Origin of the sequence: Nocardioides sp. NPDC101246, from assembly GCF_044767415.1 — a bacterium.
GTDB lineage: Bacteria > Actinomycetota > Actinomycetes > Propionibacteriales > Nocardioidaceae > Nocardioides.
Map to the genome: position 1 here is coordinate 308,533 of NZ_JBIWNX010000002.1, position 21,688 is coordinate 330,220.

Annotated in this window: 22 protein-coding genes; 6 read left to right on the plus strand and 16 right to left on the minus strand. The window is 69.4% G+C overall.

The genetic code is table 11. The features are described 5' to 3' along the window. Positions 1 to 18 precede the first annotated feature (18 nt). The 8 genes from ACIRON_RS04615 to rimP form a co-directional block, all read right to left on the minus strand. A complete protein-coding gene (locus ACIRON_RS04615) occupies positions 19 to 1,047 on the minus strand; it encodes a hypothetical protein (RefSeq protein WP_402989541.1) in 1,029 nt (342 codons plus the stop codon). Between the two features lie 30 nt (positions 1,048 to 1,077). Then, positions 1,078 to 1,950 (minus strand): tRNA pseudouridine(55) synthase TruB, encoded by an 873-nt coding sequence (gene truB / locus ACIRON_RS04620; protein WP_402989544.1) that lies wholly within the window; start codon positions 1,948 to 1,950, stop codon positions 1,078 to 1,080. Next, positions 1,947 to 2,408, minus strand: a complete 462-nt coding sequence (gene rbfA, locus ACIRON_RS04625; RefSeq protein WP_218131427.1) for a 30S ribosome-binding factor RbfA — start codon at positions 2,406 to 2,408, stop codon at positions 1,947 to 1,949. The genes truB and rbfA overlap by 4 nt, the downstream gene beginning before the upstream one ends. 80 nt (positions 2,409 to 2,488) lie before the next feature. Next, positions 2,489 to 5,416 carry a translation initiation factor IF-2 gene (infB, locus tag ACIRON_RS04630; RefSeq protein ID WP_402989548.1) on the minus strand — a complete coding sequence of 976 codons (2,928 nt, stop codon included), beginning with the start codon at positions 5,414 to 5,416 and terminating at the stop codon, positions 2,489 to 2,491. A gap of 94 nt (positions 5,417 to 5,510) precedes the next feature. Continuing rightward, on the minus strand, positions 5,511 to 5,858 hold the full coding sequence (locus tag ACIRON_RS04635; RefSeq protein WP_402989551.1) for a YlxR family protein: 348 nt from the start codon (positions 5,856 to 5,858) through the stop codon (positions 5,511 to 5,513). A gap of 94 nt (positions 5,859 to 5,952) precedes the next feature. Continuing rightward, positions 5,953 to 6,777: an alpha/beta fold hydrolase gene (locus ACIRON_RS04640; RefSeq protein ID WP_402989554.1), complete on the minus strand. Its 825-nt coding sequence runs from the start codon at positions 6,775 to 6,777 to the stop codon at positions 5,953 to 5,955. A 2-nt stretch (positions 6,778 to 6,779) separates the two neighbouring features. Then, complete coding sequence (gene nusA / locus ACIRON_RS04645; protein WP_091049818.1) at positions 6,780 to 7,757, minus strand: transcription termination factor NusA; 978 nt, start codon at positions 7,755 to 7,757, stop codon at positions 6,780 to 6,782. A 3-nt stretch (positions 7,758 to 7,760) separates the two neighbouring features. Beyond that, positions 7,761 to 8,243 (minus strand): ribosome maturation factor RimP, encoded by a 483-nt coding sequence (gene rimP, locus ACIRON_RS04650; protein ID WP_402989557.1) that lies wholly within the window; start codon positions 8,241 to 8,243, stop codon positions 7,761 to 7,763. 167 nt (positions 8,244 to 8,410) lie between these two features. Between rimP and ACIRON_RS04655 the strand changes: the two genes are divergently transcribed. Further along, on the plus strand, positions 8,411 to 8,848 hold the full coding sequence (locus tag ACIRON_RS04655; protein WP_402989560.1) for a hypothetical protein: 438 nt from the start codon (positions 8,411 to 8,413) through the stop codon (positions 8,846 to 8,848). Beyond that, positions 8,845 to 9,276, plus strand: coding sequence for a DUF4439 domain-containing protein (locus ACIRON_RS04660; RefSeq protein WP_402989563.1), 432 nt, complete (start codon positions 8,845 to 8,847; stop codon positions 9,274 to 9,276). The genes ACIRON_RS04655 and ACIRON_RS04660 overlap by 4 nt, the downstream gene beginning before the upstream one ends. A gap of 216 nt (positions 9,277 to 9,492) precedes the next feature. On the opposite strand, the gene ACIRON_RS04665 is transcribed toward ACIRON_RS04660, so the two are convergent. From ACIRON_RS04665 to ACIRON_RS04680, 4 genes are all read right to left on the minus strand, one after another. Beyond that, positions 9,493 to 10,197 carry an HAD family hydrolase gene (locus tag ACIRON_RS04665; RefSeq protein ID WP_402989566.1) on the minus strand — a complete coding sequence of 235 codons (705 nt, stop codon included), beginning with the start codon at positions 10,195 to 10,197 and terminating at the stop codon, positions 9,493 to 9,495. 25 nt (positions 10,198 to 10,222) lie between these two features. Next, positions 10,223 to 11,734: an acetyl-CoA hydrolase/transferase family protein gene (locus ACIRON_RS04670; RefSeq protein ID WP_402989569.1), complete on the minus strand. Its 1,512-nt coding sequence runs from the start codon at positions 11,732 to 11,734 to the stop codon at positions 10,223 to 10,225. A 29-nt stretch (positions 11,735 to 11,763) separates the two neighbouring features. Then, on the minus strand, positions 11,764 to 12,258 hold the full coding sequence (locus ACIRON_RS04675; protein WP_402989572.1) for a GNAT family N-acetyltransferase: 495 nt from the start codon (positions 12,256 to 12,258) through the stop codon (positions 11,764 to 11,766). A gap of 98 nt (positions 12,259 to 12,356) precedes the next feature. Continuing rightward, positions 12,357 to 14,126 (minus strand): proline--tRNA ligase, encoded by a 1,770-nt coding sequence (locus ACIRON_RS04680; RefSeq protein ID WP_402989575.1) that lies wholly within the window; start codon positions 14,124 to 14,126, stop codon positions 12,357 to 12,359. Positions 14,127 to 14,217: 91 nt separating this feature from the next. On the opposite strand from ACIRON_RS04680, the gene ACIRON_RS04685 reads away from it, so the two are divergent. Then, a complete protein-coding gene (locus tag ACIRON_RS04685; RefSeq protein WP_402989578.1) occupies positions 14,218 to 15,228 on the plus strand; it encodes a hypothetical protein in 1,011 nt (336 codons plus the stop codon). Positions 15,229 to 15,233: 5 nt separating this feature from the next. Next, positions 15,234 to 16,238 carry a hypothetical protein gene (locus tag ACIRON_RS04690; RefSeq protein WP_402989581.1) on the plus strand — a complete coding sequence of 335 codons (1,005 nt, stop codon included), beginning with the start codon at positions 15,234 to 15,236 and terminating at the stop codon, positions 16,236 to 16,238. A 1-nt stretch (position 16,239) separates the two neighbouring features. Here the strand turns inward: ACIRON_RS04690 and ACIRON_RS04695 are convergent, their stop codons facing one another. The 4 genes from ACIRON_RS04695 to ACIRON_RS04710 all read right to left on the minus strand — a co-directional run bounded on the left by ACIRON_RS04695 (position 16,240) and on the right by ACIRON_RS04710 (position 20,631). After that, positions 16,240 to 17,085, minus strand: a complete 846-nt coding sequence (locus ACIRON_RS04695) for a GNAT family N-acetyltransferase (RefSeq protein ID WP_402989584.1) — start codon at positions 17,083 to 17,085, stop codon at positions 16,240 to 16,242. A 67-nt stretch (positions 17,086 to 17,152) separates the two neighbouring features. Beyond that, positions 17,153 to 17,815, minus strand: coding sequence for a hypothetical protein (locus ACIRON_RS04700; RefSeq protein WP_402989587.1), 663 nt, complete (start codon positions 17,813 to 17,815; stop codon positions 17,153 to 17,155). 118 nt (positions 17,816 to 17,933) lie between these two features. Further along, on the minus strand, positions 17,934 to 18,704 hold the full coding sequence (locus ACIRON_RS04705) for an SDR family NAD(P)-dependent oxidoreductase (protein WP_402989589.1): 771 nt from the start codon (positions 18,702 to 18,704) through the stop codon (positions 17,934 to 17,936). Next, the gene (locus ACIRON_RS04710; protein ID WP_402989592.1) at positions 18,682 to 20,631 is read right to left on the minus strand and encodes a hypothetical protein; all 1,950 of its coding nucleotides are present in this window, start codon (positions 20,629 to 20,631) and stop codon (positions 18,682 to 18,684) included. Before ACIRON_RS04710 ends, ACIRON_RS04705 begins: the two co-directional genes overlap by 23 nt. 285 nt (positions 20,632 to 20,916) lie before the next feature. Here ACIRON_RS04710 and ACIRON_RS04715 point away from each other — a divergent pair, with 285 nt between their 5' ends. Both ACIRON_RS04715 and ACIRON_RS04720 read left to right on the plus strand, forming a co-directional pair. Continuing rightward, positions 20,917 to 21,072, plus strand: coding sequence for a hypothetical protein (locus ACIRON_RS04715; protein ID WP_160024439.1), 156 nt, complete (start codon positions 20,917 to 20,919; stop codon positions 21,070 to 21,072). Next, on the plus strand, positions 21,069 to 21,482 hold the full coding sequence (locus tag ACIRON_RS04720; RefSeq protein WP_402989594.1) for a hypothetical protein: 414 nt from the start codon (positions 21,069 to 21,071) through the stop codon (positions 21,480 to 21,482). Before ACIRON_RS04715 ends, ACIRON_RS04720 begins: the two co-directional genes overlap by 4 nt. The last annotated feature ends 206 nt before the right edge of the window (positions 21,483 to 21,688 follow it).

Here is a 21,688-nt window from a genome sequence, read left to right on the forward strand (position 1 = left end):
CAGAATATCCGTGGTTGCTCACTGGGATCGGACCTGGGCCGACTCTCGGGCACGGAGGGCGAGGTAGACCGCGCGCATCCCGACCGCCCGTTCGATCTCGCGCAGCACCGTGCCGAAGAACTGCTTACGGTAGGTCTCGTCGGTGACCGTCGAGACCGTGACGTAGAGCGCGGAGAAGGCGGAGAGGAACAGGGCGACCTTGACCAGCTCGGCCGACACGTTGGGCAGCCAGGGCAGGTTGTGCAGCGACTGCTCCCCGGTCCAGCCCAGCTGGACGCCGTCGGTCATCACGATCGACCCGAAGACAAGGAAGAACGCGAAGACCGCGAGCGCGATCAGCACGACCTGCGTCGCCTGGATGACGAGCAGGGCGAGCACCAGGTTCCAGCGCTCGAAGCCGGTCACCTGGGCATACTCCGCCGGGTCGGTGCTCCCCTCGTCGCGGGCCTCCGCGACGAGCTCCGCGCACGCGGCCTCCAGCGGTGTACGCGCGCAGGTGCGGTGGAGGAACGCGGCATCCACGTCATCGTCGATCCGGTCGACCTCCTCGGGCAGCCGGACCAGGAGGAACGCCACCGCCGACCCACCGAACAGCAGCGTGACCAGCCACAACGCACCCGGGTGAAGGTTGGCCGACATCTCCCAGACCTCGGCGTTGATGAAGAGGAAGGTCATGAAGAGAAGCAGCAGCGGCAGCGCGCGCAGGGCCATCGGCAGCAGCCGGTGCAACGATCCGAACGTACGCCCCATCGCCCACACCAGGATCGGCCGGAACCGCATCGCGGTCAGCGCGTACCACCCGGCAGCGGCGCCGCCCAGGGTCAGCAGCAGCGCCGGCCCGGTCCCGACGTCGCCGGTCACCCAGGCCAATGCCACCCCTGCCGCCACCGCGACGATCACGACCACCAGGCCGACCCGGACCATACGCCGCGGCCGCATCGCCGCTCGCACCGCGACGCGCTCCTCCGGGACGAAGTAGGTGAGCCCGTGGTGCCGGAACCAGGAGTCAGTGAGCCGTAGAGTCTCGGCCGATCCGTTCTGCTTCACAAGAGGGTCATCCTCGCAGGCTTTACCCGTTCATCCCACGAAGACGGCGCTCGCCTTGGCTATCCCCGGAGCGACCGGCTCGTAGAGCGCCAAGAACTCACCGTCGGGCGCGAAGACGGCGGTGAGTCCGTCGACGTCGATCCTCAGCTTCCGCCCGAAGCGGACGTCGCTGGCCTGCTCCTCGGAGAGGTCGTAGCAGGTGAACGCGGCGCGGGCCGCGTCGGCCAGCGGCAGCACGGCGAAGTCGTCACCGAGCTGGTCGAGGGTCCTGGCGACGTCGAGGTCGTAGGGCCCGACCGCCGTGCGGCGCAGCATCGTCAGGTGGCCACCGACCCCGAGCGCCGCACCGACGTCGCGGGCGATCGCTCGGATATAGGTGCCCGAGGAGCACCGGACGCAGATGTCGACATCGACCACGTCCCCCTCGCGCCGGAGCTCGCCGACGGTGAGCTCGTGCACCGTGACCGGCCGGGCCTTCAGCTCGACCTGCTCCCCGTCGCGTACGCGCTGGTAGGCACGCTTCCCGTCGACCTTGATCGCCGAGACCGCGGTCGGCACCTGGAGGATGTCGCCGACCTGGGTGGCGAAGGCGCTGCGTACGCGCTCCTCCTCGATGCCCGCGGCCGAGCGGGTCTCCACGACCTCGCCCTCGGCGTCGTCCGTGGTCGTCGAGACCCCCAGCCGCACCGTCGCCGCATAGGCCTTCTCGGTCAGCATCAGGTGGCCGAGGAGCCGGGTGGCGCGCTCCACCCCCAGCACGAGTACGCCGGTGGCCATCGGATCCAGGGTGCCGGCATGCCCGACCTTGCGGGTGCCGGCCAGGCGCCGAACGCGCGCGACGACGTCGTGGGAGGTGACCCCGCCAGGCTTGTCGACGATGACGAGCCCAGACAGTGCGCTCACTCCTCGTCGTCCTCGTCCCACTCGTCCTCGATCTCGCGAGGCTTCTTGTAGGGGTCGGCCTCGCCTGCGTAGGTCTCCCCGCGTGAAGCGGCGACCGCGTCGTCTTGTGCCTTGGCGCGCGCGAGCACGTCGTCGAGGTGGCGGGCGGTCTCCGGCAGCGCGTCGTGGATGAACTCCAGCGTCGGCGCGGTGCGGGTGCCGAGCTGCTTGGCGACCTCGGAGCGGATCAGCCCCTTGGCCGACTCCAGCGCGGCCGCCGTGCCGGCCAGCTCGGCCTCCGAGTCGGCGCCCAGCACCGTGTAGAAGATCGTCGCCTGCTGGCTGTCGCCGGTCACGCGTACGTCGGTGACGGTGACGAACCCGATCCGCGGATCCTTGATCCGCCTCTCCAGCATCTGAGCGACGATCACCTTGATCCGGTCAGCGATGCGGCGAACCCGTGGGCTACTCATGTTCACACTCTCTCAAATAATCGAAGTAAATCGAGACGTTGGCCGGGCCGCGACTGCGACCCGGCCAACGTCAGAGGCTTGCTTGATCAGCCTCGGGGAATCTCCACCATCTCGAAGGCTTCGACGAAGTCGCCTTCCTTGATGTCCTGGAAGTTCTTCAGGACCAGACCGCACTCGAAGCCCTCGCGGACCTCGGAGGCGTCGTCCTTCTCGCGGCGCAGCGAGGCCAGGTCGAGGTTGTCGGCCACCACGGCGCCGTCGCGCAGGACGCGAACCTTGGCGTTGCGGCGGATGAGGCCCTCGGTGACCATACAACCGGCGATGTTTCCGGCCTTCGACGAGCGGAAGATCGCACGGATCTCCGCCTTGCCGAGGACCTTCTCCTCGTACTCCGGCTTGAGCATGCCCTTGAGGGCCGCCTCGATCTCCTCGATCGCCTGGTAGATGACCGAGTAGTAGCGGATCTCGACACCCTCGCGGTCGGCCAGCTCCGTCGCCTTGCCCTGCGGGCGGACGTTGAAGCCGATGATGATCGCGTCGGAGGCAGCAGCCAGGTCGACGTTGGTCTCGGTGATCGCACCGACACCGCGGTCGATGACCCGGATGGAGACCTCGTCGCCGCCCACGTCGATCTTGGCCAGTGCGTCCTCGAGCGCCTCGACCGAACCGGACACATCGCCCTTGAGGATGAGGTTGAGCTCCTGGCTCTCGCCCTTCTCCATGGAGGCCATGAAGTCCTCCAGCGTGCGGCGTACGCGGCGCTTGGCCTGCTGCGCGGCACGCTCGCGTGCCTCGCGCTTCTCGGCGATCTGGCGAGCCATCCGGTCGTCCTCGACGACCAGGAAGCTCTGACCGGCACCCGGCACCGCCGAGAGACCCAGGACCATCGCCGGACGCGACGGGGTCGCCTCGGTGATCTCGTGGCCGTACTCGTCGATCATCGCGCGGACACGGCCGTGGGCCGGGCCGGCGACGATGGACTCACCCACGCGCAGCGTGCCGCGCTGGACCAGGATGGTCGCGACGGGGCCGCGACCGCGGTCGAGGTGAGCCTCGATCACGATGCCCTGCGCGTCCTGGCTGGCGTTGGCCTGCAGGTCGAGCGAGGCGTCGGCGGTCAGCACGACGGCCTCGAGAAGGCCCTCGATGTTGATCCGCGACTTCGCCGAGATCTCGACGAACATCGTGTCGCCGCCGTACTCCTCGGGGATGAGGCCGTACTCGGTCAGCTGGCCACGGACCTTGGTCGGGTCCGCCTCCGGCTTGTCGATCTTGTTGATCGCGACCACGATCGGGACACCGGCCGCCTTGGCGTGGTTGAGCGCCTCGATGGTCTGCGGCATCACACCGTCGTCGGCCGCGACCACGAGGATCGCGAGGTCCGAGGACTGCGAACCACGGGCACGCATGGCGGTGAACGCCTCGTGACCCGGGGTGTCGATGAAGGTGATCTTGCGCTCGTTGCCGTCGACCTCGGTCGAGACCTGGTAGGCACCGATGTGCTGGGTGATGCCACCGGCCTCGCCCTCGATGACGTTGGCGTCACGGATGGCGTCGAGCAGCTTGGTCTTACCGTGGTCGACGTGACCCATGACGGTGACGACCGGCGGTCGGACCGTCCAGTCGGACTCGTCGCCCTCGTCGCCGAGCTCGATGTCGAAGGACTCCAGCAGCTCTCGGTCCTCGTCCTCGGGGGAGACGACCTGGACGATGTAGTTGAGCTCCTCACCGAGCAGCTCGAGGGTCTCGTCGTTGACGGACTCGGTCGCGGTGACCATCTCACCGAGGCCGAACAGCATCTGCACCAGCTGAGCCGGGTCGACGTTGATCTTCTCGGCGAAGTCGGTCAGGCTCGCGCCGCGAGCCAGGCGAACGGTCTCACCGTTGCCCTTGCGTACGCGGATGCCGCCGATGGTCGGGGCCTCCATGGCCTCGAACTCCTGGCGACGGGCCCGCTTCGACTTCCGGCCACGGCGCGAGGGACCGCCCGGGCGACCGAAGGCACCCTGAGTCGTTCCGCGACCACCGGGACGACCGGCACCGGGACGACCGCCACCGGGACCGCCGCCGAAGCCGCCGCCACCAGGACGACCGGCACCGCCGCCGCCACCGGGACGCCCACCGGCGCCCGGACGACCGCCGCCGCCACCGGGACGACCCGGGGCACCGGCACGACCGCCGGGACCGCCACCAGGACGGGCACCGAACGCGGCCGGGGACTTCGGCATCATCGCCGGGTTGGGACGCGGCATGCCGGGACGGCCACCGGCCTGGCCACCCTCACGGGCAGCAGCAGGACGCGGCGGACGCTGGTCGCCGCCGGCCGGGGCACCGCCCTGGCCACCTTGACCCTGGCCGCCACCCTGGCCGCCGGGACGCGGACGCCCCATGCCCTGGTTGGAGGAGAACGGGTTGTTGCCCGGGCGCGGAGCGCCGGGCTTGCCGACCGGACGCGGTCCGGGACGACCGGCACCGGCGCCGCCGGCACCACCGCGAGCCGCGGGGGTCTGCGGACGAGCGCCGGGCTTGGGGGCACCAGGCCGGGGAGCACCCGGCTTGGGCGCGGCCGAACGACGGTCGCCGGACGGCGCCGCGTTCGGGGTGGGCTTGGGAGCGGCCGGCGCGGCGGACGCCGCGGGGGCGACCGGCGGAGCCTCGGCCTTCTTGGCCGGGGGCTTCGGGCCGGGCTTGGGCGCAGCAGGCTTGGACGCCGCGGGCGCCTCAGCAGGCTTCTCGGGCGCCGCGTCCGCAGCCTTCTTGGGGGCCGCGGGCTTCGGGGCCGCCGGCTTGGGGCCGGGCTTGGGGGCGGCCTTCTCGTCCGTGGACGAGGAACCACCATTGCCGCCGGACTTCAGGCCGGGGCCGATCTCCTTGCGGAAACGCATCTCCGCAGGCAGCTCGACGGTCGAGCTCGCCGACTTGACGAACTCCCCCATCTCCTTGAACTTCTCGAGAACAAACTTGCTCTCGACCCCGAACTCTTTGGCGAGTTCGTGGACTCGGGTCTTAGCCACAATTCTCCTTCTGGCCACAGACCCAAATCCTGGGTGAAACCTGTGACCGTTAGTGGTTGTAGAACACGCTCATCGCGAAGTACTCATCGAGTGCTCATGAGCTTTTGCTCCAGTTCCTGGTCGGTTGACCGTCGACGACGGTCGTGGGTGTTTGGCGCGGGTCGAGGTATTCCTCCACCGGCACGCTGGAAAGCCCACCTTCAGCCCGTAGGGCCCTGGTGAACGCCTTCCGGCGCACCGCGAGTTCGTAACACTCACGCGTGGGGTGCACATGCGCCCCTCGCCCGGGTGCGGTGGCAGTCGGATCGGGCACCACGGCCGGCTGGCCGTTGCGGTCCGAGCCGGCGGTCACCCGCAACAACTCGCGCTTGGCGGCCCGCTTCCGGCAACCCACGCACGTACGGACGGGTCCGTTCTGCGTAGTTTCTTCGAGGCGTGCCACCGATCCTTAACACTACCGCTTCCGGGGTTCGGTAGACGAAACCGGGGCACCGGTCGTTCTTATTCCGTGACCCGTCCTCAGCAGATGGCGGCGATCACAAGACGGCGGCGATCTCCGGCCACGCCCGCAGGCCGAGCTCGCGGTCGGCGGCCTCCGAACCACCCCACGCGAGCCGCGGGCTGAGCGGGAGCACCGGCTCGCCGGGCAGCACGACCCGATGGCCGGCATCGGGATGGGTGACCACGATCGTCTCCAGGTCATGGGCCGTACGCCGCCGCCGGACCGCCTCGGCGGAGAGGACCGAGGGCCACAGCGCGTCGTCTCCCCCGGCGACCAGGACGACGTCACCGGCGATGCGCTCGACCGGGACGGTCGCGGCGGGCACCCGGTCGGCGTACTTCTCCAGGGCCGAGAGGTAGGCCTCGCAGAACGACGGGAGCTCCCCGCGGGACTCCTCCACCGCATCCTCGATCGCCTCGTCGTCGAACGGGACGAACGGGACCTGCTCACCGCGCAGCGTCCACGAGGACCGCTGCGGCCGCTCCTGGCTCAGGCCCGCCCAGGAGACGTACGTCGGGGAGATCCCGACCACCGCGTCGATCTCGGGGTGCAGGGTGCCGAGCAGGAGCGCGGCCTGGGCGCCCCAGGACGTCCCGAGCACCACCAGGCGCTGGTAGCGGGAGTGGAGGTCGGCCAGGACCTCGTCGAACGTCTCCAGCGGGATCAGCCGGGCCTCGCCCGGCTGCCCGGGAGCACCGAAGTAGCGGATCGACGCCGCAGCCACCCCGTGCGAGGCGAGCATCCGGCAGCGGTCGGTCTCGATCCGTCCCGACGACCCCGAGAGCACGAGTACGCCGGTGCTGGCCCCCTCGGGCTCCAGCAGGACGCCCTCGGGGTCGGTCAGAGCGATCTCACGCACGATCAGGCGACCGGGGTCTCCTCGTCGGAGCGGATGTCGATGCGCCAGCCGGTCAGACGAGCGGCCAGACGGGCGTTCTGCCCCTCCTTGCCGATGGCCAGGGAAAGCTGGTAGTCGGGCACCACGACACGGGCCGACTTGGTCGCCTCGTCGATGATCTGCACCGAGGAGACCCGGGCCGGCGAAAGCGCGGAGGCGACGAGCACCTTCGGGTCCTCGGACCAGTCGACGATGTCGATCTTCTCGCCCTGCAGCTCGGACATGACCTGGCGGACCCGCTGGCCCATCGGGCCGATGCAGGCGCCCTTGGCGTTGACGCCGGGGACGGTCGACTTGACCGCGATCTTGGTGCGGTGGCCGGCCTCGCGGGCGATCGCGGAGATCTCGACGGTGCCGTCGGCGATCTCGGGCACCTCGAAGGAGAAGAGCTTCTTGACCAGGTTGGGGTGGGAGCGCGAGAGGGTGATCTGCGGACCGCGCATGCCCTTGCGCACGCTGACCACGAGCGCCTTGATCCGGGTGCCGTGGCTGTAGTCCTCGCCCGGCACGCGCTCGGAGAGCGGGATGACGCCCTCGAGCCGGCCCAGGTCGACGAGCACGTCGTCGGGGTTGCGGCCCTGCTGGATGACGCCGGAGAGGATGTCGCCCTCCTTGCCGGAGAACTCACCGAACTTCACGTCGTCCTCGGCGTCGCGCAGCCGCTGCAGCACGATCTGCTTGGCGGTGGTGGCGGCGATCCGGCCGAAGCCCTCGGGCGTGTCGTCGTACTCCCCGACGACGTTGCCCTCGTCGTCGACCTCGGCGGCCAGCACGCGTACGTGCCCGGTCTTGCGGTCCAGGTCGACCCGCGCCTTCGTGTGGGCGCCCGCGGTCTTGTGGTAGGCGGTCAGCAGCCCCTGCTCGATCGCCTCGACGAGCACATCGAGCGAGATCTCCCGCTCCCGCTCCAGCATCCGCAGGATGCTCATATCGATGTCCATGGCCTACTCCCCCTCGTCGATCCGCTTGAACTCGATCTGCACAAGCGCCTTCTTCACGTCCGCGTACGCCACCTCGCGACGCTTGCCGCTGACCTCGAGGCTCGCCCGCTCGTCGTCGGACTCCTTGACCCGTCCGGTGAACGCGGAGCCGTCGGTCGTGGTGACCTTGACCATGCGACCCTTGTTGCGGCGCCAGTGGCGCGGCAGGGTCAGCGGCCGGTCGACACCGGGCGAGGTCACCTCGAGCGTGTAGGGCTGCTCGCCCATCACGTCGGACTCGTCGAGGACCCGGTTGACCTCACGGGTTGCCTCGGTGACCTCCTCATGGGTGATCCCGCCGTCCTTGTCGACGGCGACGCGCAGGATCCGGCGCTTGCCGGCCGGCGTGATCTCCACGGCCTCGATGTCGAAGCCCAGGGCCAGAAGCGGGTCGGCGAGGGCCTTTTCGATGGCACTCGCGATCGCGTCCTTCCGCTCAGCACTCAACGCGATCTCCCCCTGCATCCTGTTGTCCGGTCCTGTTGTATGCGCCTTCGAGCACGCGGTACTTCTGGTGACACCATACCTGTACGCCTCGGGTGTCTCGAACAGCGCGCGGCGGTGTTGGAAAGCCGCTGACGCGACTCCCGCCGGGTGTCGTTAGGGTTTCTCACGTGGCCAGCGCACGTACCCTTCGCATGCTCTCGCGGCGCACCGCTGTGGGTGTCGCCGTGGTTGCCCCGCTGGCCGCCTCGGCGTGTTCGGCCTCGGAGATGCTGGATCCTGTCAAAGCACCTCCACCCAGCACTCCCCCGGCCCCCGCCAACCCCGACCAGAGTGTGATCGACGCCACGGTCGCGGAGATCCTCGGCGCCGACAAGGGCGCCCCGTCCGCGTTCGTGCAGCTCCATCGCGTGCACATCGAGGCGCTGGCGCCGACCAAGGGCGTGAGGGCGGCGTCGGCCACCGGGCGCTGGCAGGAGCGCCAGCTCGCGCTGGTCACCACGCTCACCGCCGCGGCCGGGCGCGCGGCGGACCCGCAGCTGATCACGCTGCTGGCCTCGGCCGCCGCCGGCCAGCAGCAGCTCCTGCACGGACGGGGGTTGGCATGACCACGGCCACCTCGGCCTCGACCGAAGCGGTCCAGGCGGCGCTCGCGGTCGAGCACTCCGCGATCTACGTCCTGGGTGCCCTGGGCGGGCGCACCTCGGCGACGTCCTCCCCGGCCCTGGCGCGGGCGCTCACCGATGCCTACGACGACCACGTGAACGCCCGCGAGGCGCTGGCCGCGCACGTGGTGGCCGCCGGGATCGAGCCGGTCGCGCCCTCCGCCGTCTACGACCTGCCCGGCCGGATCGGCTCGGAGGCCGGCATCGGCGCCGCGGCGCTGCGGCTGGAGCAGGACACCACCGCGACCTATCTCTCGCTGACCCCGAAGGCGACCGGGACCGACCGGACGCTGCTCATCGGTCTGCTCTGCCGGGCGGCCGCGCGGCAGCTCGACCTGGGCGCGAAGCCGCGGGCGTTCCCGGGGACCTGAGGCCAAAAGCCGAGATGGCCCGCGAACCGTCCGGCGCGGGAGACTCCCGAGATGTCTCCCGAGACCGGGCGGCTCGCGGGCCAGGTTTTGGCCTGGACACGAGGCCTGAGAAGCCGCCTGGGGGCGGTACCTCTCTTGCAGAAGTATGCAATCCCCGCTCAGACTTGGCCCAGACCCGTAAAATCGCATTGCAAGAACTTGCAACTTTTCCCGACGTCATTCCCAGGAGCGAACCAACTGGTGTATGTCGCTCAACCGTTGTGCGACCGCGTCCGGAGAGCCCTCGCTGTGGCCCAACTGGCTGCTCGGAATATTGCTGTGCGGGATGTGGATCGCCCGCAGACCGGCCTTCTGAGCACCGTACACATCGTCGAAGAGCCTGTCGCCCACGTAGACGCATCGAGACGGATCCGAGACCTCCACGGCGGCCATCGCCGCGTGGAACGCCTCCTCGGCGGGCTTCGTCCAAGGCACCTCGGAGGTGTAGACGTCGCCGTCGAGCAGGTCGAGCACCCCGTCGCGCTCGAAGAACCCGCGGTGCCACGCGCGCGGCCAGATCGTGTTGGACAGCACCCCGACACGTACGCCGTCGGCGCGGAGCGCCTCCCACAGCGGCCCGACCTCGGGGTCGGTCAGGGTGTGCGGCTCCCAGAACTCGTAGTAGGCGTCGAGCAGCTCCGGATCGTGCTCGAGCCCGGCCTCGTCGAAGAGGTCGCCGATCACCGAGCTCTGCTGGGAGTCGCGGCTGCGGGCCCAGATCGTCTCCCCGGCCTGGTGCAGCCTGGTCGCATTGACCGGGTGGTCGTCGTCGCAGGCGCCGCTCACCGCCTGGGCGAGCGCCAGCGACTCCGCGTGGAAGTCGATGTCGTGCCACTTCGTCAGCGTGCCGCCCCAGTCGAAGATCACCGCGTCGATCGCCATGGCCACGACCATACCGACGCCCGACTCACATGTGTCCGGTCTCCACATAGGAGCGGTGCCAGGAGAGCGCCTCTCCGAGCAGGTGCGGTGTGTGCATCGCGCCGGGACGCTCCCGCTGGGCCCGCTCGAAGTAGTCGGCGAGCCGGTCGCGGTAGTCGGGATGGGCACAGTTGTCGATGATCTTCCGGGCCCGAGCTCGCGGAGAGATACCGCGCAGGTCCGCCAGACCCTGCTCGGTGATCACGACCTGCACGTCGTGCTCGGTGTGGTCGACATGGCTCACGAACGGCACGATGCTCGAGATCGCGCCGCCCTTCGCGGTCGAGGCGGACACGAAGAAGTTGAGGTAGGCGTTGCGGGCGAAGTCGCCCGAGCCGCCGATGCCGTTGACGATCGAGGAGCCGGCGACGTGGGTGGAGTTCACGTTGCCGTAGATGTCGGCCTCGACCATCCCGTTGATCGCGATCAGGCCCAGCCGCCGGACCACCTCGGGATGGTTGGAGATCTCCTGCGGCCGCAGCAGGATCCGGCCCTTGTAGTGGTGGATGTCGTCGTTGAACCGCTGCGCGCCCTCCTCGGAGAGCCCGAAGGAGGTCGACGAGACGCCGATCAGCTTGCCCGAGTCGAGCAGGTCGAGGAGGCCGTCCTGGATCGTCTCGGTGTAGGCGGTCAGGTGCTCGAACTCGGCGTCCTGGAGGCCGGCGAGGACCGCGTTGGCGACGTTGCCGACGCCGGCTTGGAGCGGCAGCAGGCTCGAGTGCAGCCGGTCGTTGCGTACCTCGTGGCGGAGGAAGTCCACGAGGAGGTCCGCCATCGCGCGGCTGTCCTCGTCGATCGGGCGCAGGGGCGAGTTGCGGTCGGGCTGGTCGGTCTCGACGACGGCGACGACCTTCTCGGGATCGACCCGGAGGTACGGATCGCCGATCCGCTGCATCGGCGTGGTCAGCTGGATCGGCGCCCGCTGCGGCGGCAGCCGGGTGCCGTAGTAGATGTCGTGGAAGCCCTCGAACCCGCGCGGCTGCCAGTGGTTGACCTCGAGGATCACCTTGTCCGCGTTCTCCAGCCAGGTCTTGTTGTTGCCGACGCTGCTGGTGGGGACGAGCAGGCCGTTGGGCAGGATCGCGGCCACCTCGACCACGGCGACGTCGAGGTCGCCGTAGAAGCCGAACCAGCTGTGCTGGGCGACGTGGGACAGATGTACGTCGACGTACTCGACCTCACCCGAGTTGATCTGCTGCCGCAGCAGCGGGTCCCCGTTGTAGGGCAGCCGCTTGGAGACGCCGTGGGCACCGGCCAGCACGCCGTCGAGGTCGGGCGCCGTCGAGGCTCCGGTCCACGCCTGGACCCGGAACTCCTCGCCTCGCTCGTGCGCCGCTCGCATCCGCTCCGCCAGCGCCGCCGGCACCGCCTTCGGGTGGCCGGCCCCGGTGAACCCCGAGAAACCAACGGTCTCCCCCGGCGCGATCTGCTCGGCCGCCTCGGCGGCACTCACCACCCGCCGGCGGAGCCCGCGGTCGAGAATCCTGTCCCCCGTCATGGGGTCGATCTTGCCCTACGTCGAGGCGATCAACGCCCGATTACGCGCTCGAAGCAGACGCGGTCGTACCCCGGACCGTCATAGTCGGGCTGCGGCTCGGACACGGAGAACCCCATCGAGCGGTGGAACCGGATCGACGTCGCGTTCTGCGGCCCGGTGATCGTCCGCACGACCTCGCCGCCGCGCTCGCGCGCCTGCCCGAAGAAGCGCTCGTAGAGCGCCCGTCCCACTCCGGTCCCGCGCAGCTGTGGATCGATCCCGACGAAGTGGATGTACGCCGCCCGCGGGTCGTCCTGGGACATGAACCCGATCAGGAACCCCCGCAGCTCTCCGCTCTCGTCCTCGACGATCGTCGAGGTGTCCTTGAAGTGCTGGAAGAACAGCCGGGTCAGCATCAGGGTGCGCATCATCGTCGCGTGCGGGTCGCCCCAGTCGTCCCACCACTCACCCAGTCGCGCCTGGACCCGCCCGTGGTCGTCCTCGGTCGCGGGCCTGAAGGTGAGATCGGGGTGCTCGCTGCTCATGTCACGCGATGCTCCCAAGAACCATGCATATGTGGGGAGTTGCACCGGAATCGCCCAGCCGGTCGTGCAACAACCCCACACATGCACCGCTCTTGCAGTCAGCTGCCTACGACGCCGACCAGGTGAGCGACGGCGTCGGCGAGGGCGACCTCGGTCTTCTCGCCGCTGCGGCGGTCCTTGACCTCGACCTTGCCCTCGACCAGGCCCTTGCCCACGGTGACGATGGTCGGGACGCCGATCAGCTCGGCGTCCTTGAACTTCACACCCGGCGAGACCTTGGGGCGGTCGTCGTAGAGCACGTCGATGCCGGCGGCCTCGAGCTCACCGGCGAGCGTCGCGGCGGCCTCGAAGACGGCGGCGTCCTTCCCGGTCGCGACCAGGTGGATGTCGTACGGTGCGACGTTGCGGGGCCAGGCGAGGCCGATGTCGTCGAGGGTGCCCTCGGCGACAGCGGCCACGGCGCGGGTGACGCCGATGCCGTAGGAGCCCATGGTCACGGTGACGAGCTTGCCGTTCTCGTCGAGCACCTGCAGCCCCAGCGCGTCGGCGTACTTGCGGCCGAGCTGGAAGACGTGGCCCATCTCGATGCCGCGGGCCAGCGTCAGCGGGCCGGATCCGTCGGGAGCCGGGTCGCCCTCGCGGACCTCGGCGGCCTCGATGGTGCCGTCGGGGGTGAAGTCGCGGCCGGCGACCAGGTCGATGACGTGCTGGCCATCGACGTTGGCGCCGGTGACCCAACGGGTGCCGGTGACCACGCGGGGGTCGACCAGGTAGCGGATGCCGGAGGCCGACTCCTCCCCCAGCACCTCGGGACCGATGTAGCCCTTGACCAGCTCGGGGTGCTTCTTCAGCTCGACGTCGTCCATGGGCTCGACCTCGATCGGCTCCAGCTGGCCCTCGAGGCGCTTGATGTCGACGTCGCGGTCACCGGGCAGGCCGATGGCGAGCGGCTCGACGGTGCCGTCGGGGTGGCGCAGCGTGACCAGCACGTTCTTGAGCGTGTCGCCGGCCTCCCAGGCACGGTCCTCGCGCGGGAACGCCTCGTTGAGGTGGTCGACCAGCGTCTGGATCGTCGGCGTCGCCGGGGTGTCCTCGGCGTGGGCCGCCGGCACGTCCTCGTAGGAGAGGGCCTCGGGGGCCAGCGTCGTGACCGCCTCGACGTTGGCGGCGTAGCCGCCGGGCGAGCGTACGAACGTGTCCTCGCCGGCCTCGGAGACGGCCAGGAACTCCTCGGAGGCCGAGCCGCCCATCGCGCCGGAGGTGGCCTTGACGATGACGTACTCGAACCCGAGGCGGTCGAAGACCTTGACGTACGCCGCACGGTGGGCGTCGTAGGCAGCCGACAGCCCCTGGTCGGTGTAGTCGAAGGAGTAGGAGTCCTTCATGATGAACTCGCGGCCACGCAGCAGCCCCGCGCGGGGACGCGCCTCGTCGCGGTACTTCGTCTGGATCTGGTAGATCGCCAGCGGCAGGTCCTTGTAGGAGCCGTAGAGGTCCTTGACCAAGAGCGTGAACATCTCCTCGTGCGTGGGCCCGAGCAGGTAGTCGGCCTCCTTGCGGTCCTTGAGCCGGAAGATGCCGTCGCCGTACTCCGTCCAGCGGCCGGTCGCCTCGTAGGGCTCACGGGGCAGCAGTGCCGGGAAGTGCACCTCCTGGGCGCCGATCGCGGCCATCTCCTCGCGGATGATCCCCTCGACCTTGCCGAGCACGCGCAGGCCCAACGGCAGCCAGGAGTAGATCCCCGGAGCGGCGCGGCGGATGTAACCGGCGCGGACGAGCAGCTTGTGGCTCGCGACCTCGGCGTCGGCGGGATCCTCACGCAGGGTCCGCACGAAGAGCTGTGACATACGGGCTGTGGTTCCGGGCATGCGGGCAAGCGTACGGCGCACCGGACCGCTGCCGCGAACCGGTTGGAATTGGCGTTGCAACCCCGTCGGCACCCCGCGCATCTTTACTTTCATGAGAGGTATCCGAATCCCGGCACTGGCCACGGCCATCCTTGCTGCTCTCATGCTCCCGGTGACGCTCGTGTCACCGGCTTCTGCGGCGGCTCCGACCGTCGATGTACGCCCCCTGCCCCTGCCCGTCGGCGAGAGACCGACCGTTCCCTACCTCGACCGGCCCTCGGACACGTCGGTCGTGGTGGTCGACCCGACGACCGGCACGAAGACGCCGGTGGAACATGTCGGCGACGACCTAGATTTCTACGAACTCCTGGGCCGCTCCGGGAGCGGGTTCGTGCTGCGGATCCGCAACCGCAACGTCGACCGGATCGTCCGGGCGCAGCTCGATGTCCCACAGAGATCCCTCACGGACATGTACTACGAGGACGTGGCCAGGCTGTCGGCCGACAGGCGCTACCTGCTCAAGACGGCGACGCTGAGCAGCGGCGGAATCCAGGTCCAGGTTCGCAACACCACCACCGGCGCGGTCGTCGCCCGGCACACATTCAAGGCATCCACCAAGCCCGATCCGATCGATGTCAGCGGCACCCGGGTGCTCGTGGGTGGCTACGGCACCCCGCGCACGATGATCTGGGACTGGAAGGCCGGCACGATCAAGACGATCGCCGCTCGGGCGGCGTACGCCGGCAGCTTCGCCACCAACAGACTGGCGACCTACACCAAGAACCCGTACGCGCCCGACGCCTGCTCGGTGGTCTCTACTGTCACCGCCCCGGGCGCCACACTGTGGCGCAGCTGCCTCGAAGCGGTGGCGTCCTTCTCGCCCGACGGTGCCCGCTTCGCGACCGATGCGATCGCCCACGAGAGCCAGGTTGTAGTCCGGCGCCGCAGCCTCCGCGGCACGCTGCTGACCACCTACCGAAACCCCAACAAGGTGTGGATGCACGCATGGGAGTCCAACACCCGGATCCTGATGGAGTCCTACCCGGCTGACGGGAGCGACGCTTGGCTGGTGCGCTGCGAGGTGGCGGCTTGCGAGCGCGCCACCAAGTTCAGGAACGGATGACTCAGATGAACACGACATTCACCCGCGTGCTGGTAGGGATGGCCCTGGCTGTCACCGCGCTCTCGCTCCCCGGGGCCCTCTCCCCGGCATCCGCCGCAGCCGACGTCGACGTACGTCCCCTCCCCCTCCCGATCGGCGAACGCCCGACCGTCCCCTACGTGCACCGGCCCACGTACGAGTCGGTCGCTGTAGTCGACCCGGCAACCGGAACGGACGTCCCGGTCGACTTCGTCGGCGACGACGGCGACTCGTTCGAGCTGCTCGGTCAGTCCGGGAAGGGCTTCATCCTGCGAGTCAGGAACCGCAACGTCGACGAGATCGTCCGAGCGCAGCTCGGGGTGCCACAGAAGACGCTCGTCTCCATGTACTACGGAGACAGGGCCAGGCTCTCGGTCGACGGCCGCTACCTGCTCATCTCGAAGACGCTGACCACCGGCGCGATCCAGGCCCAGGTCCGCAACACCTCCACCGGCGCGGTCGTCGCCCGGCACACCTTCAAGGCATCCACCAGACCCGATCCGATCGATGTCAGCGGCACCCGGGTGCTCGTGGGTGGCTACGGCACCCCGCGCACGATGGTGTGGGACTGGAAGGCCGGAACAGTCACGACGATCGCGTCCAGGGTGGCGTACGCAGGCAGTCTTGCCACCAACCGGCTGGCGACCTACACCAAGGACCCGGCCCGGGCCGGCGCCTGCACGGTCGTCACCACGATCACCCGGCCCGGCACCCAGCTGTGGCGGGGATGCGAGGAGAAGTTGGCGTCGTTCTCGCCCGACGGAGCCCGGTTCGCGACCGAGCTCCGGACCAACTCCGACGTCGTCAGGCGGCGAAGCCTCCGCGGCACGCTGCTGACCACGTACCGCAACCCCAACGGGCTGCGGATGTTCGCCTGGGAGACCAACACCCGGATCCTGATGTGGTCCGCCATAGGCAGCAGTGGAGAGACGTGGCTGGTCCGCTGCGAGGCCGCGGCATGCGAGCGCACCGTCCGCGGAAACGTCGGGTAGCTCAGAACATGATGGTGGAGAAGCGGGCCGTCTCGAGGAAGCCGGCCCGCTCGTAGGCACGGCGCGCGGGGGCGTTCCACTCGTTGACGTAGAGGGAGACGCGTGGGGCGATCTCGCTGCGGACGATGTCGCAGACCGCGGCCATCCCGCGGGCGGCGAGGCCCTCGCCGCGGCGGTGCTCGGGCACCCAGACCCCCTGGATCTGGGCGGCCTCGGGGGTCGCGCAGGCGACCTCGGCCTTGAAGACGACCTCGCCGTCCTCGATCCGGGCAAAAGACCATCCGCGCGAGATCAGCTGGAGCACCCGGGCACGGTAGAGGTCGCGGCCGCCGCCGGTCTCCGGCGAGATCCCGACCTCTTCGGTGTACATCGCCACGCACGCCGGATAGAGGGCGTCCATGTCGGCGCGGACGGTGCGGCGTACGAACGGGTCGGGCTCGACCATGCTCTGCAGCTGCTGCTCGAGATGGGGCTGCTCCCAGCGCTGGTCGCGCGGCGTGCCCCAGGACTCGCCGATCGATCCCCACAGCGCCCGCACCGCGGGCTGGCGCCCGACGATCGTCGAGACGGTGCGGATCCGGCTGCGGGCCCGCTCACCGAAGGCGTACGCATCCTCCTCGGTGGCCTGGATGGGGACCAGGTTGGCGCCGACGTGACAGGCCGCGATCAGGTCGCCGCCGTCCCAGCGCCCCCAGATCTCACCGCCGAGCCAGCGCGGCTCGAGGTTGGTGGTGCGCGCCCGGTATTCCGCGAACACGTTGACCACCGGATCCTGCGCGGTCAGGTCGAGGAACGCGCTGAGATCCCCCGCGTGCAGCGGGCGGATCCCCTGGCGCGTCGTCAGCATGTCACCGAGCCTAGGGCCAATCCGGTCGTACGTCGCCCTGCGGCTCGCGGACCGGATCACGCGCTGGTCAAATCGCAAAGGTGCGTTCGATCGTGTGCATTCGCTCGCGGATGGTCTTCAGGCGTACGTCCTGGCCGGCCTCGCCGGTGTCTCCCCAGACCGCCCGGCCCACCATCACGCCGCGGGCACCTAGTTCTCGGACCCGCAGGAGCCGCTGGCTGAAGTCGTCCCAGCCCATCCCGTCGGAGCGCGCGACCCAGGGAGCGCCGCCGATCTCGGCGCGTGCGATGGCCGCGAGGCCCTCGTCGTTGACCTTGAGCTTGAGCACGATGCCGCCGCACCGCGACCGCGCGGCGAGCGCGGCCAGATCCTCGAGGCAGTCCGGTGTCGCGCAGTACGGCTCGAGGAAGACCCGGTCATAGCCGGGGAGCCGCTCCAGGAGGGCCAGCACCATCGATGCGCAGCCGACCTGGTGGTCGTCGAAACCGATCTTCACCGCGTCCGTCGTCCGCTGCGGGACGACGAGCTCGTCGACGGTGTCGATGTCCGGGAGCCCGGCGCAGGCGAGCTCGCGGCGTACGTCGCCGTGCCCCTGCGTGGGGCGCACGACGATGCCCCAGCCAGGGGTGGTGGCCACCAGATCGAGGATCCCGGACCTGATGTCGGTCGAGTCCGGGGTGCGGAACAGCGCGTCGTCCGCGTGATCGATGGCAAGCCAGAAATTGGTCACTGTTGTCGCCAGTCTGAGAAGGGAAAATGAAGACATGTGGAGGCGCTAGGCGAAGCCTAAGCAGAGGCGACCGCGCATCTTCGGCAACTCGCGTTAATTGATTATTTCGGGTCGCGCCTCAGTATTCGCCGCCGTCGGCGACGATGCACTGGCCGTTGATCGCACCGGCGACGTCGGAGGCGAGGAACACGCAGACCTTCGCGACCGCGTCGGCGGTCACGAACCGGTGTCCGGGGATGCGCGCGGCCCGGTAGGAGATGTACTGGTCGACGGTCACGCCCTCCTTGCGGGCGTGCTTGACGAAGACCTGTCGCGAGGACTCGCTCCACATCGGGCCGGGAGCGACGACGTTGGCCCGGACGATGCCCTCCTCCTCCTGCGCGATCGCCTGGGCGAGCCCGGTCAGCGCGTGCTTGGACACGCCGTAGGCAGCCCGTCGTGACGGCGTACGGATCCCGAAGACGGAGCTGACCAGAACCACCCCTCCGGACCTGGCCGCCCGGAGCTTCGGCAGCGCGAGCGCGGCCGTGCGCCACACCGAGGTCAGGTTGAGATCGAGGGTGAGCTGCCACTCGGACCGGTCGATCTCGGCGACCGTGTCGGGAGTGGGGTTGATGCCCGAGCAGTTGATGAGCCCCGACAGCTTCTCGAACCCGACGAGCGTCTCGGCCAGGGCATCCACACCGTCGTCGGTGGTCAGGTCACCCTCCACCCGCGCGACCGCGCCGGTCTCGTCGGCGAGGTAGGCCAGCTCGGTGGTGCGGCTGTAGGCGTGCAGGATCACCGGGGTGCCCTCCGCGGTCAGCCGGCGCGCGACCGCGCTGCCGAGGTCGCCGGTCGCGCCGAGGACGAGCGTCGGCGATCGCTCAGTCTGGGTGCTGATGCTCATGGCGCTCCTTGATCCGGTGGATCGCCGCCCTCACCACGTCCTGATGGGCGGGCGGCAGACCAGTGAGACCCTCGAGATGGCTCAGGCAAGTGATATCACCCATTTGCCCGAGCCGGTACGCGGTAATCGGAATCGCCGGGGCCAGGACCGGATGCTGCAGCCGATGGACCAGGGCGTCGGTGATGTCGGTGCCCCAGCCGAGCACGTCGCGCTCGCGGGCGACCGCGCCCGGATCCTCCTCGCGGTCCAGGATCTCCAGGTAGCCGTCGACCGGCACCCGGCCACGCAGGATCAGCTGGAACATCGCCGCCTTGCGCAGGAACAGCGACCGGAACGCCTCCAGCACGAACTCCAGCTCGTCCCAGTAGCGCTCCGGCGCCTGGTCGAGGAGGTCGCCGTAGTCCACGCGCTCCTCGGTCAGGTAGAGGCAGATCAGCCGGTCCATCCAGGACAGGCTCTCGCGTACGCTCAGCCGGGCCACCGCGTCGAGGTCACCGGGCTGGAACCCGGCCTTGAGGAACGTCATCACCAACGGCCCCATGTGCATGTCGGCGAAGCGGGCGCCGTCGAGCGCCATCCCGTGCCCGTCGCGCAGCCGGTCGCGGATGCTCTCGGCGACGAAGTACTGGTAGAAGGTCTCGTGGGCGAACTCCGCCGACTCCGCCGAGTCCTTGGTCCGGCCGGTCACGCCGAAGACCTCGGAGTGGTCGAGCAGGTCCGCGATCCATTCGTACGTCAGGAAGTCACGCTGCCGGGTGATGTCGAGGTCGCGCTGCAGGTTGGCGAAGAGCCACTCCGAGACGCGCGGGACCGGGATCAGGTCCTGCTCCTGCGAGGTCGGCTCGTCCATCCCGGTGAACAGGTCCCAGGCGATGTCGCGGTAGGTCTGGAACCGCACCCGGCTGGGGATGCGCGAGCTCTTCCGGTCCCAGGGCTGGCCGCAGACGTGCTTGAGATGGACGGTGTAGCCGTCCCACTGGGTCCGGGGAGCCGGGGCGCCCTCCTCGAGGGAGGCGTAGAGCTGCTTGAGGACCATCGGGGTCGCGGGGAAGAACCCACCGCCACGCTCCATCTCCGCGGCCAGGTTGCGCAGCCGGTCGTCACCGCCGCGCTCCTTGCCGAGAGCACGCACCTCGACCGGGGAGATCGGCTCGACCCGTACGACCATCGCCGACTCGACCCCGAGGTCCTCGAGCCGGGCCGGGCTGCGCAGCTGCTCGGCGAGCTCGTCGCGCTCGGTCTGCAGGTTGCGCTTGCTGATCACCACGAACCGTCCGCCGCGGCCGAAGGCCGAGCGCAGCTCGCTCAGGTCGGGTCGGGTGACGCCGTGCTCCTCGGCGCTGGAGGAGATCAGGTCGAAGTCGTCGATCACGATCGGCGATCGGTCCTCGTCGACCAGGGCGATGTAGTCGACGGCGCCGTCGCGCAGGCTGACGTAGCGCACCTGCTCCCTCGAGGCCGTCCACTCCCTGGTCTCGACCGTCTTTCCCGAGCCCGAGGGACCGGTGAGGAAGAAGAGGTTGGACTCCGAGTCCTCCAGCCACCGGCCGAGCGCCTCGATGAGCGGGATCGTGGGCTGCTCGGTCGTCAGTCCGCCCAGCGCCGCCACCCGGGCCCGCGGGAAGGTCAGGCGGGAGCCGGTGGCGGCGGGCACCGGTGCCGCCGTCGTGGCAGGGTCCAGCACGGGCACCGGCGCCGCGGTGTCCTCGCCACGCCAGGCGTACGCCTTCCACCACTTCGCCTGCCAGATGCCGGTGTTCTTCCGGATCCACTCGCCTCGATGGGCCGGGTCCAGGGTGCGGGGCACCGCGCCGCCGACCACGCGGATGAGCTCGTCGAGCGGCATCATCTTCGAGCCGGACGTACGCCGGTAGAAGGTGCTCCGGGCCATGGCCACACCGGCGCCACCGTCAGCTTTTCCGGTCACTTGACGGACCCAGGCGCGCAATTCGCCGTTGAACTCCTCTGGCGAGAGAGATTCGTCGGTCATATCCCCTCACCGAGTCGTCGCGGAAGCGCTTGAGAGTATCTCGCAGGCGTCCCAATTCTGTCCCAGAAACGTCCCAACTCACCTGGGACTGTCTTTACTTCGTCCCCACTCCCACCCGCCCTCTGGTGGGACATCTGTGGGCTCCGTCACCGTTGGAGATGTCCCCAAGAGGGACAGCGCCGGCCCCTCTCCCGGGCCCCACCGCTGAAGGAGATGATGACCATGAGGAACCACAAGTTCAGCATCGCCACCTTCGCCGTCACGCTTCTTGTCGTGTTCGGCTTCAACCAGCTGCTCAGCGCCGAGCCGCCCACGTGCCAGGCAGCCGCCGGCACCTCGTCCGTGTCCGTCGTCCTCACGGAAGGAGTGCTGTCATGATCAGCAACTCCCAGCGCCCCGGCGATACCGTCCGGGCCCGCGGCGGCATCCGTTCCGGAAAGCGCGGTGTCGTCGTCGCCACCGCCGCAGGCCGCACCAAGGTCCGCTTCAACGGCAGCAGCGGCACCCGCTGGGTGCGCACCGGCAACCTGAGGTCCACCGGCAGCGGCTCGCTGTCCTGGATCCTCCCGGTCAAGGCCGCACTCGTCCTGTTCCTGGTCGTCCCCGGCCTCCGGTTCGTCGTCGTCCACCTGTGGACCCACGGCGGGCTCGACGGCTTCGCCACGGCCCTCGGCAACCAGATGGGCCAGGCCGCCCTCGCCTGGGGCCACCTGATCACCACCGACCCCCTCGGAGCGCTGCTCCACCTCGGGTTCCTCGGCCTGGTCTCCAGGCTGATGCACTGGTGAAATCACAAGACCTTCGAGACGTACGCAGGGGGACGTCTCGGAGCAGAAGACGGAAGCCCGGTCCGAGTGAGGACCGGGCTTCCTGCGTACGTGGCGGCCTGACAACTTCTGCCGAAACGGATGCTCGGCCGAGACTCCGACGGTAGATTTGCTGGACTCCGGCGGGACTGGATCGGGACTCATCCAGGACGCGAACGTGAAGAGGC

Coding starts and splice junctions, on each gene's coding strand:
- ACIRON_RS04675 (WP_402989572.1), bottom strand. CDS start 12,258: ATGAGCAGCGAGCACCCCGATCTCACCTTCAGGCCCGCGACCGAGGAC.
- ACIRON_RS04670 (WP_402989569.1), bottom strand. CDS start 11,734: ATGACGGGGGACAGGATTCTCGACCGCGGGCTCCGCCGGCGGGTGGTG.
- ACIRON_RS04680 (WP_402989575.1), bottom strand. CDS start 14,126: ATGCCCGGAACCACAGCCCGTATGTCACAGCTCTTCGTGCGGACCCTG.
- ACIRON_RS04665 (WP_402989566.1), bottom strand. CDS start 10,197: ATGGCGATCGACGCGGTGATCTTCGACTGGGGCGGCACGCTGACGAAG.
- ACIRON_RS04715 (WP_160024439.1), top strand. CDS start 20,917: ATGAGGAACCACAAGTTCAGCATCGCCACCTTCGCCGTCACGCTTCTT.
- ACIRON_RS04695 (WP_402989584.1), bottom strand. CDS start 17,085: ATGCTGACGACGCGCCAGGGGATCCGCCCGCTGCACGCGGGGGATCTC.
- nusA (WP_091049818.1), bottom strand. CDS start 7,757: ATGGACATCGATATGAGCATCCTGCGGATGCTGGAGCGGGAGCGGGAG.
- ACIRON_RS04705 (WP_402989589.1), bottom strand. CDS start 18,704: ATGAGCATCAGCACCCAGACTGAGCGATCGCCGACGCTCGTCCTCGGC.
- ACIRON_RS04690 (WP_402989581.1), top strand. CDS start 15,234: ATGAACACGACATTCACCCGCGTGCTGGTAGGGATGGCCCTGGCTGTC.
- ACIRON_RS04685 (WP_402989578.1), top strand. CDS start 14,218: ATGAGAGGTATCCGAATCCCGGCACTGGCCACGGCCATCCTTGCTGCT.
- ACIRON_RS04720 (WP_402989594.1), top strand. CDS start 21,069: ATGATCAGCAACTCCCAGCGCCCCGGCGATACCGTCCGGGCCCGCGGC.
- ACIRON_RS04660 (WP_402989563.1), top strand. CDS start 8,845: ATGACCACGGCCACCTCGGCCTCGACCGAAGCGGTCCAGGCGGCGCTC.